The following is a 387-nucleotide window of genomic DNA, read 5'->3' as shown; positions in this document are numbered from 1 at the left end:
AAAGTTTCCGTTGGCGAAAAATTGAAAGTAGAACAGATACCAGCCGAACTCGACAGCCAAATCGAACTGACTGAAGTTTTGATGATTGCTGACGGCGAATCTGTAAAAGTAGGCGCACCTTTTATCGAAGGCGCAAAAGTAACAGCCAAAGTCGTTGCTCATGGTCGTGGCGAGAAAGTACGCATTTTCAAAATGCGTCGTCGCAAACACTACCAAAAACGCCAAGGCCATCGCCAAAATTTCACCCAAATCGAAATCGTGGCAATCGCCTAATTTCAAGTAAGTTCAGGAGTATTACAAATGGCAAGTAAAAAAGCAGGCGGTAGCACCCGCAACGGTCGCGATTCAGAAGCCAAACGCTTGGGCGTTAAAGCCTACGGCAACGAG

The 387-nt window shown here is 46.5% G+C and carries 2 protein-coding genes; both read left to right on the top strand.

All coding sequences use genetic code 11. From position 1 onward, the window contains the following. On the top strand, nucleotides 1-273 hold a 273-nt coding region (gene rplU, locus ACTHUT_RS22320; RefSeq protein ID WP_440346933.1), incomplete at its 5' end, for a 50S ribosomal protein L21. Between the two features lie 27 nt (nucleotides 274-300). Further along, nucleotides 301-387: 50S ribosomal protein L27 (locus ACTHUT_RS22315; RefSeq protein WP_440419996.1), on the top strand; the 87-nt coding region annotated here is incomplete at its 3' end.

It is taken from the genome of Neisseria sp. P0022.S010 (assembly GCF_051956635.1).
The sequence above is the reverse complement of the archived record's forward strand: the minus strand, read 5'-3'. Positions and strand labels throughout refer to the sequence as shown.